The sequence below is a fragment of the Embleya sp. NPDC059213 genome (assembly GCF_042754445.1).
Classification (GTDB): domain Bacteria; phylum Actinomycetota; class Actinomycetes; order Streptomycetales; family Streptomycetaceae; genus Embleya.
Genome location: NZ_JBHZAV010000281.1, coordinates 1 through 8,635, shown reverse-complemented (window position 1 = coordinate 8,635; position 8,635 = coordinate 1). Strand labels below are relative to the sequence as shown.

Genomic DNA, 8,635 nt, shown 5'->3' with positions numbered 1-8,635 from the left:
ACAATGGAACTCTCCAACCTCCACCAGACCAATAAAAAATAAAAGCACAAAGCCACCCGCCGCCGACCAAAACGCGACCGCCCGCCGCAAACACCCGACCCACTCGGGAAGGCCCCGGCGGACGGTGGCTGGTACGCTCCCGAGCGTGTGCAGTCCCGAATCGGACAGACGCAGGCCGCCGGTGTTGCGGTGGCCCTCCTCTCGTCGATGAGCCGATGAACGCGAACCGCCCGGCCTGATCAGGCTGCGGGCGTCTTCGGGCACGGCTGGGCCGCGGCAGTACCGGAGTGGTGAAGTGTGGGCCTCTCGCCCCTTCCCCCCGCCCTTCGTTCCGGCCTGCCCGGACGGTTTCCCGGCGTGTGGTGCGGAACGGGCGGCGCGGCCCACCCCCGTCCGGTCGGATTCGTCGCACGTTCATGGGGTTTCGTCATGCCATTCGCTGTCTATGTGCTCGGGCTCGCGGTATTCGCCCAGGGCACCTCGGAGTTCATGCTGTCCGGGCTGCTCTCGGACATCGCCGCCGATCTGCACGTATCGGTGCCCACCGCCGGGTTGCTGACCTCGGCGTTCGCGATCGGGATGGTGATCGGCGCGCCCACGATGGCGCTGTTGAGCCGGAACCGGCCGCGCCGGCCGGCGCTGTTGTTCTTCCTGGGGGTGTTCGTCGCCGTGCACGTCGTCGGCGCGCTCACCCCGAACTACCCGATCCTGCTGGCCACCCGCGTGGTCGGCGCGCTCGCCAACGCCGGGTTCTGGGCGGTCGCGCTGGTCACCGCGATCGATCTGGTCGGGCCCGAACGGCGGGCGCGGGCCACCTCCGTGGTGGTCGGCGGTGTCACGCTCGCCTGCATCGTGGGAGTGCCCGCGGGTGCTCTGCTCGGCGGCTGGTGGGGGTGGCGGGCGGCGTTCTGGGCGGTGGCCCTGGTGTCCGTGCCGGCCGTCTTCGCGATCGCCCGAACGGTGCCGGATCGAACCGGCGCGGCGGACGGCGGGGCGGACGGCGCGGCGGACGGCCCGATCGAGGCCGCCGGTGTGGGCGGCGCGCGCGGCGAACTGCGGGCCCTCGGTACGCCGTCGCTGCTGCTCACGCTGTTGCTGAGCGCTCTGGTCCAGGGCGCGACGTTCGGTTCGTTCGCCTACCTCGAACCGGTCGTCACCGAGGTCGCCGGCCTCGGTGCCGGCTGGGTCCCGGTCACGCTCGCGCTGTTCGGGGTGGGCTCGTTCGTCGGTGTCACCATCGCCGGCCGGATCGTCGACGCCCGCCCGAACACGCTGATCACGGTCGGCGCGGCGGCCCTGGCCGCGGGATGGGCCGCACTCGCCTTGACCGCCGACCGGCCGATCGCCCTGATCGTGCTCGTCCCGATCCAGGGAATGCTCGCCTTCGGCACCGGAACGGCCTTGATCGCCAGGGTGCTTCGACTCGCCCCGGCCGGTTCCGCACTGGCCGGCGCCGCCGCCACGGCCGCGTTCAACGTGGGCGCGGCGCTCGGCCCCTGGTTCGGCGGGCTGGCCATCGACGCCGACTTCGGCTACCGCGCCCCGCTGTGGGTCAGCGCGGCCCTGATGCTGACCGCCCTGTTGCTCACGGCCCTCACCGTGACGACCCGGGCCCGCCGATCCGGGCCAGTGCCCGCATCGTCGCGGGAGACAGCCGGCTCAGCAGGCGGCCCAGCCTCGCCTCCGGCGTGACCGGGACCGTCGGGCGGCGCCGGCGGATCGCGCGGACGATGTGGTCGGCGACCTTCTCCGGTGGGTAGTCGCGCCGTGCGTACAGTCGGGAGAAGCGTTCCCGGCGGGCGTTCTGCTCGGTGTCGTCGGTGTCGGAGAAGGTGGTGGTGCGGGTGATGCCGGTGTTCACGATGCCCGGGAAGATCGTGCTCACCCGCACGCCGGAGCCGGCCACCTCGGCGCGCAGGCAGTCGGACAACATCGCCACGGCGGCCTTGCTCGTCGCATACGCGGCCAGCGGTTTGGACGGCGTATAGGCCGCCGCCGACGCGAGGTTGACGATGTGGCCGCCCGTACCGCGCTCGGCCATCAAGGTGCCGAAGGCCCGGCAACCGTGGATCACTCCCCACAGGTTGACGTCCAGCACCCGCTTCCACTCGGCACCGTTCGTGGCCAGGAACGTACCCGAGTGGCCGACGCCCGCGTTGTTGACCACGATGTCCGGAACCCCGTGGGTGTGTGCGACCTGCGCCGCGAAGGTGTCCATCGCCGCGCCGTCGGCCACGTCGACGCGATACGCGTGCGCCGATCGGCCGTACAGCCGGGCCAGTTCGGCGGTGCGCTCGACAGCGGCGAGATTCAGGTCGCACAGCACCAGGTCCGCGCCCTGTTCGGCGAACGCGACCGCGGTGGCCCGCCCGATCCCGCCGCCCGCGCCGGTGATCACCGCCAGCCGGCCCACGAACGGGTCCTCGCCCGAAGGCGGTTGCCGCCGACGGGCCCGGTCCAGGGCCGGTGTCGCGGTGCCGTGCTCGATGTGGTCGACGAACTCGCGGGTCATCCCGGCCACGATCGTCGCCTTCTCCAGCAGGGCGGACCAGTGGCCGGCGGCGATCGAGCGCCGCCAGAGCACGGGTGCCCACCGCTCCAGGTCCTCGGACAGCGCCGCGCCGACGTAGCGGTCCTCGGTGAGGGTGACGAGTTGTACCGGCACGGTGGTTTCGCGCCGACCCGGCAGCAACGTCCGGGGCAACATGTTGGCCCGGTACAGCGCGATGCCGCGCACCGCGTCGTCGGCGAGCGTGGGCTGCGGGTGGGCGGAGCGCGGCCGAACGCCCTCCGCCTCGGCCAACACCCGGCCCCAGTGCGCGGCCAGGCCCAGCCGCCAGGTCGCCGGTGCGAGGACCGGCAGGTGGAAGGCGGTGATGTACCACGAACGCAGCGACTGGGCCGCGAGTTGCCGCACGTGCCGGGGCGTGGGTCGGGCGAACCGGCTGCGCATCCAGTGTCCGACGTGGTCCAGGCACGGCCCGGAGATCGAGGTGTACGACGCGATCCGGCGCGGGCCGGCCCGGTCGGTGACCGCCTCCCACGCCTGGATCGAGCCCCAGTCGTGGGCCAGTACGTGCGCGGGCCGATCCGGGGCGACCTCGGCCAACACCGCGAACAGGTCGGCGGCCAACTGTTCGAGCCGGTAGCCGTACCGATTCCCGGGCGCACCGGACGTGCCCGCGCCCCGGACGTCGTAGCGCACCACCCGATGGTCGCGCTCCAGATCGGCGGCGACGTCGTCCCATACCCGATGGGTGTCCGGATACCCGTGTACCAACAGCACCAACGGGCCGCTCTCCGGCCCCTGTTCGTACACCGCCAGGGACACCCCGGCGGAGACCACGGTGCGGGTCGGCAGCCCGCCGACCACCTCCACCACGCGCCGGGCGGCACTCCCGGCCGGCGCGGTCATCGGCCGGCCGCCGCACGCACGCGGTGCACGTGCGGCAGGTCGTCGTCCAGCCAGTACGCGTCGTCGTCGGTGACCACCAGCAACTCCTCGAATTTGGCGCCCACTCCGCGCAGCGCGAGATGCGGTTCGACCGCCCACAGGCCCGGTGTCGGCGCGTGCCGCGAGGCCCGCCCGTCCGCCCACAGCGGCGAACGCCCGTGCAGTCGCTCGCCGATCAGCTCCCGGCCCAGGGTGCGCAGCGTGCGCACGCCGAAGCCAAGCGCACTCACCCCGATCGGCCCGCGCAGCGTCACCCGGGTGACCCGATGGCCGATCACCCGCCCGGGGTAGACGCGATGCCGGTTGTCGTAGCCGTGTTCGAGGATCAGCGCGTCCACCGCGCGGTACACGTCGTCGAGCGGCCTGCCCGCCTTGACCTCGCGCAGGATCAGGTCGCGGTAGGCGCCGAGGTCGGCGACGAGGCGGTCCCACACCGCGTTCTCGCCGACCTTGCCGGCGTAGCCGATGTCGGCGGTGTACCCGTCCACGATCGGGGCGCAGTCCAGTACGTACGGCATGCCCTCGGTGAGCACCCGGCCGCTGGGGAAGAACTGGAGCGGGGTACGGAAACCGCGGAACGCGGTGCGGTCGCCGAACCACACGAACGGGATGTGGAAGAAGTCCCGGACGCCCTCCGCCACCAACTCCCGGCGCAGCCACGCGGCGACCCGACGCTCCGTCACCCCCGGTGCGATCCGGGCCGCGACGCGCTCGGCGCATCGGTACGCCAGCCTTTGCACGTCGCGAAATCGCGCCAGATCGACCTCGTCGTAGGCGAACGTCGGCATCCCTCGCGTCGTTCGCTGCGCCGGAACCGGTAGCCGTGTGCTCATGAACTCCGCCTTCGTGGAGGTGGGATGACACCGAGTCGGATGCAGCCGGGTGATCCGCGCCCGAGTGGTCGGCACGCGGCCGTTCGGGGGGAGGGCTCGTCCGGCCGCTCACAGATCCAGTACGAGCCGCTCCCCCTCGGCGGCCCGCGACACGCACACCAACATCGCGCCCGCCGCCCGCTCCCGGTCGGTCAGCCGCAGATCACGATGCTCGACGACACCGGCCGACACCCGGACCCGGCACACCCCGCAGAACCCCTGCCGGCACGAGTAGGCGGTGTCCGGCCGGGCCTCGCGCAGCACGTCGAGGGCGGATCGGTCCGCGGGCACCGACAGGTCCATCCCGCCGTGCGCGAGCCGCAGTTCGAAGGCCCGCCCGTCGACCACCGGCGCCGGCGCGAACCGCTCGAAGTGCAGCCCGCGGGCCGGACTCGCGTCGATCGCCGCCCGGATCCCGGCCAGCATGGGCGCGGGACCGCAGCAGTACACCGCCGCCCCGGCGGGCGCCCGGCGAAGCAGCTCGGCGCCGTCCGGCAGTCCCGCCTCGTCGTCCGTACGCACCTCGAACCGCCCGTTGGTTCCGCCCAGTTCGGTCAGCTCGGCGCCGAACGGCAACGAGGCGCGGGTGCGGCCGAGGTGGATCAGCCGCCAGTCCAGACCGGCCTGTTCGGCCCGGCGCACCATCGGCAGTATCGGCGTGATGCCGATGCCGCCGGCCAGGAAGAGCACGGCCGGTTCCGCGGCGAACGGGAACGCGTTGCGCGGACCGGCCGTGCGCAACGTCGCGCCGACCGGCAGCGCGTCGTGGATCTCCACCGATCCGCCGCCGCCCTCGGCGAGTCGGCGGACCGCGATCCGGTAGGTGTAGCGATCCCGCGGGTCGCCGCACAACGAGTAGTGCCGGCGGCGTCCGGAGGGCAGTTCCAACAGCAGGTGGGCGCCGGGCTGCCAGCCGGGCAGTCGGCCGCCGGCCGGTGCGCCCAACCGCAGCGAGAGCACGTCCCGCGCCTCGACGACCCGTTCGCGCACCATGAGTTCGAGTGATCCGGGTCGGGTGTTCGGCGTGGTGGGCGGCCCCGCGAAACGGGCTCGGCGCCGTCCCCGGTGGGCGAGCGCCCCGGTGTGCAGCCGGCCGAGCACGGTCAGCGCGCGCATCATCCGGTCGCCGCGCTCGCGCCGGTACAGGTCCGGCGGCGCACCGGTCGGCAACGGCACCGAAGTCGGCGGCGTGGCCGGGCTCATCGGGCTGCGGCCCGGGCTGCGGGCGAGCAGGCCAGGTAGGCGACGGCCTGGCTCGTGGAGCCCTCCTGGGTGGGGTGGTAGCGCGGCTTGACGTAGCGCGCGGCGGACCGCGCGACGCCGGTGAGCCCCGGCAACAACCCGCGCCTCGACGCCTGTACGTACGCACGCCAGGTCGGCCTGCCCCGGCCCGCCGCCTCGGGGTCGGCGAACATCAGGAAGCGCACCCCGCGCACCCACAGCCAGATCAGCACCGGGCCGGTGACCGCCATGGTGCGCATCCGACGCGAATAGCTCGGGTCCACATGCACGAGCAGGTCGTAGGCGACGCTGCGGTGTTCCACCTCCTCGGCACCGTGCCAACGCAGCAGGTCGAGCATCGTCGGATCCGCCTCGGCCCGGTCCAGGCCGGGCGCGTTGAGCACCCAGTCGCCGAGGAACGCGGTGAAGTGCTCGATCGCGGCGATGATCGCGACCCGCTCGATCAGGTGTTCGCGGCCGGCGGCGCCGGCGAGGTCGTCCCGGGCGCCGAGCACCCGATGGAAGAGCCACTCCACCTGACGCAGGAACGGCGTCGGGTCCAGGCCCTTGGCCGGCAGCAGGTCCAGCACGCCCTGGTGCGCCTCGGCGTGCACGGACTCCTGGCCGATGAAGCCGATCACGTCCTCGCGCAGCCGCTCGTCGGTGATCAGCGGCAGCGCCTCCTGGAAGGTGCGCACGAACCAGCGCTCGCCCTCGGGCAACAACAGGTGCAGCACGTTCATCGTGTGCGTGGCCATCGGTTCGTCCGGCACCCAGTGCATCGGCAGGCGCGACCAGTCGAACCGCACGTCGCGCGGATCCAGCGCCAGGTCGCGGTGTTCGTCGTCGCGAACGACGCGGCCGTCGAAGGGAGTTCGGATCGAGCGCCGGGCGATCCGCGGGACCGCTGCGGCGGGGGGAGCCGGGGACATGGCGGTGCTCCTTCGTCGGAAGGACTCTTGTTACCCCACAGTAGGGAGTGTTGAACAAAAGTCAATACTCCGCTCGCACGTCGCCTTCGGCCGCTCCGGGAGGAGGGTCAGGACGGCTTGAGCACGATGTCGGTGGTCAGCTTGTCCGCGTGTACGAACGCCTGTTGGGCGCGCACATCGGTCATGAACACGAACGGCGGGATGATCGGCGGCAGCGGCAACGCGTCGGGCGCGAAGTCGAGGCAGATCAGGCCCTCGATGCAGCCGTGCAACCGGGTGAGGTAGATCCGCACATGGCCGACCAGATCCAGGCTGCGGGTGGTCAGCTTCACGTTGCCGCCGGGGTCGACGGTGGTGAGGGCGTAGTCCTTCAGGTGCGCCGAATCCATGGTCAGGACCAGCACCTTGCGCGGCCCGGCGGCGGTGTCGACGGTGGTCACCCCCGCCAGGGCGAAGCCGTTCGGCGCGAACACGCTCGCGGTGATGTCCACCGGCTTCGCGTTGGCCCGCGCGCCAGGCGCCGGTGCGGCGGCCGATGTCCGCGACGGCGGTGCGGCACGCGCTCGCTCGGCGCTCGGGCCGACGACCGCGGAGGCGGCGATCAACACCGCAACTGCCGCCGCCGGGAGGGCGGAAGGATGGGTTCGGTGCGGCCGCGGGCTGGAATCCATGTCGAGTCCGTCCTCGTCGGAATCGGTCGCGCTGCGGGGGTGCCGTGGATCGGGGCCGACGACGATGCGGGTGCCGTCGGTCGAAAAGCACGATGCCGCGGCGGGTTGCCTGCCGCGAACCGCGATGCCTTGCCGAGAAATGAGGCGACCGGGAGGATTCCCCGAACCGCCCGAGGGCTGCGCCGGTACTCTTGCCGTGGACGTGGCACACGGAGCGCGATCGCCCGCACCACGTTGCCGCCAACCGTGCACGTACCTTGCCGCGACCGAGACTAGGCGTCGTTTTGAATCAAAGTCAACGATCCCGCCGGGACGGCCGCCGGACCCCGCCCGAATCCGAACGCTCGCAGGCCCGCCGGGCCGAACTCGTGGCCATCGGAAGGCAATTGTTCGCCCACACCTCGTACGACGCACTGTCCGTGGACGAGATCGCCAGCCGGGCGAATGTCGCCAAGGGCCTGCTCTACTACTACTTCCGGAACAAGCGCGGCTACTACCTCGCGGTGATCGAGGACTCGGTGGCCGACCTGGTCGCCCGGGCCCGCAGCGATGCGGATCAGCCCGCGGCCGACCGGCTGCGCAAGGTGCTCGACGGCTATCTGCGCTTCGCGCAGGGGAACGAGGCCGCCTACCGCACGGTGGTCAGCGGCGGCGTCGGCTTCGACACGGACGTGCTCACCATCCGCGAACGTGTCCGCGAGGAGATGCTCACCTCACTCGCGGAGGGCGCCTACGGCCGGGCCGACCCGTCGCCGATCGCCCGCGCCGCACTGGTCGGTTGGCTGTACTGCGTCGAGGGGGTCACCCTGGACTGGCTGGCCCGCCGGGAGTTGGCGCGCGAGGAGATCCACCACCTGCTGGTGATGCTGCTCCTGGACACCTTCGTCACCATCGCCCGGTTGGACCCGGCCTGGCCGGCCCCGGAGGCCGCCCTCGCCCTGCACCGGGCGAGCACACCTTCGCAGTAGCGGGCACCGCGAGTGGCGGTCGGGGTGGGCCCGACCCGGCCGGCCGCGTCCGGTTCGACCCCGGGTCGGGCACTCGACACCGGCGGCGGCTCGGCACGGTCCCGGCATCGGGCACAACTTCGAAGGACGACATCGGGGCACGGCATCGGGCCCCGGCGGGTGGCGCCGCCGGGGCCCGTGATCGACTCGCCTCCCCCCGAGGTCGGTCGATCAGATCCGCTGCCACAGAGCCGGCACGTTGGGCGGCTCCCAGCCCGGTTGTGCCGTGTGGCCTTGCAGGCAGCGGTAGTTCTGACCGCCGTAGCTCGCCGTGGCCCCGGCCGGGTAGTTCGTGCCCGCGGCCCAACTCCCGCCGCCCGGCGGGTTGGTGGGCGGCTGGCTCGTCGGCGGGGTGGTCGTCGGCGGAACGCCGTTGACGTTCAGCACGAAGTCGAAGGACGCCTCCTTGCCGGTGTTGACCGTACGGACCGTCATCAGCAGTCGGGGGTCGTAGATGGTGTCGGTGTTGTTGCGCGGC

General features: G+C 72.4%; 8 protein-coding genes. 2 read left to right on the top strand and 6 right to left on the bottom strand.

Annotated elements, in window-relative coordinates; all coding sequences use genetic code 11:
• Nucleotides 1-429 precede the first annotated feature (429 nt).
• Nucleotides 430-1,692, top strand: coding sequence for a Cmx/CmrA family chloramphenicol efflux MFS transporter (locus ACFXMF_RS44975; RefSeq protein ID WP_379988015.1), 1,263 nt, complete (start codon nucleotides 430-432; stop codon nucleotides 1,690-1,692).
• Here ACFXMF_RS44975 and ACFXMF_RS44970 read toward each other — a convergent pair.
• The 5 genes from ACFXMF_RS44970 to ACFXMF_RS44950 all read right to left on the bottom strand — a co-directional run bounded on the left by ACFXMF_RS44970 (nucleotide 1,595) and on the right by ACFXMF_RS44950 (nucleotide 6,970).
• A complete protein-coding gene (locus ACFXMF_RS44970) occupies nucleotides 1,595-3,415 on the bottom strand; it encodes an SDR family oxidoreductase (protein WP_379988016.1) in 1,821 nt (606 codons plus the stop codon). The two genes, ACFXMF_RS44975 and ACFXMF_RS44970, sit on opposite strands and share 98 nt — an antisense overlap.
• Nucleotides 3,412-4,242, bottom strand: coding sequence for a M24 family metallopeptidase (locus ACFXMF_RS44965; RefSeq protein WP_379988017.1), 831 nt, complete (start codon nucleotides 4,240-4,242; stop codon nucleotides 3,412-3,414). Before ACFXMF_RS44965 ends, ACFXMF_RS44970 begins: the two co-directional genes overlap by 4 nt.
• A gap of 153 nt (nucleotides 4,243-4,395) precedes the next feature.
• Nucleotides 4,396-5,529: a PDR/VanB family oxidoreductase gene (locus tag ACFXMF_RS44960; RefSeq protein ID WP_379988018.1), complete on the bottom strand. Its 1,134-nt coding sequence runs from the start codon at nucleotides 5,527-5,529 to the stop codon at nucleotides 4,396-4,398.
• Nucleotides 5,526-6,479 (bottom strand): metal-dependent hydrolase, encoded by a 954-nt coding sequence (locus ACFXMF_RS44955; RefSeq protein WP_379988019.1) that lies wholly within the window; start codon nucleotides 6,477-6,479, stop codon nucleotides 5,526-5,528. The genes ACFXMF_RS44960 and ACFXMF_RS44955 overlap by 4 nt, the downstream gene beginning before the upstream one ends.
• A gap of 107 nt (nucleotides 6,480-6,586) precedes the next feature.
• Nucleotides 6,587-6,970 carry a hypothetical protein gene (locus tag ACFXMF_RS44950; protein ID WP_379988020.1) on the bottom strand — a complete coding sequence of 128 codons (384 nt, stop codon included), beginning with the start codon at nucleotides 6,968-6,970 and terminating at the stop codon, nucleotides 6,587-6,589.
• A gap of 464 nt (nucleotides 6,971-7,434) precedes the next feature.
• Here ACFXMF_RS44950 and ACFXMF_RS44945 point away from each other — a divergent pair, with 464 nt between their 5' ends.
• Complete coding sequence (locus tag ACFXMF_RS44945) at nucleotides 7,435-8,118, top strand: TetR/AcrR family transcriptional regulator (RefSeq protein WP_379988021.1); 684 nt, start codon at nucleotides 7,435-7,437, stop codon at nucleotides 8,116-8,118.
• A gap of 210 nt (nucleotides 8,119-8,328) precedes the next feature.
• Here ACFXMF_RS44945 and ACFXMF_RS44940 read toward each other — a convergent pair.
• A partial coding sequence (locus tag ACFXMF_RS44940; RefSeq protein WP_380021203.1) for a carbohydrate-binding protein occupies nucleotides 8,329-8,635 on the bottom strand: 307 nt, incomplete at its 5' end.

Bases quoted from the DNA above. Each gene is read 5' to 3' on its own strand.
- ACFXMF_RS44960 (WP_379988018.1), bottom strand. From the start codon at position 5,529: ATGAGCCCGGCCACGCCGCCGACTTCGGTGCCGTTGCCGACCGGTGCG.
- ACFXMF_RS44965 (WP_379988017.1), bottom strand. From the start codon at position 4,242: ATGCCGACGTTCGCCTACGACGAGGTCGATCTGGCGCGATTTCGCGAC.
- ACFXMF_RS44975 (WP_379988015.1), top strand. From the start codon at position 430: ATGCCATTCGCTGTCTATGTGCTCGGGCTCGCGGTATTCGCCCAGGGC.
- ACFXMF_RS44970 (WP_379988016.1), bottom strand. From the start codon at position 3,415: ATGACCGCGCCGGCCGGGAGTGCCGCCCGGCGCGTGGTGGAGGTGGTC.
- ACFXMF_RS44955 (WP_379988019.1), bottom strand. From the start codon at position 6,479: ATGTCCCCGGCTCCCCCCGCCGCAGCGGTCCCGCGGATCGCCCGGCGC.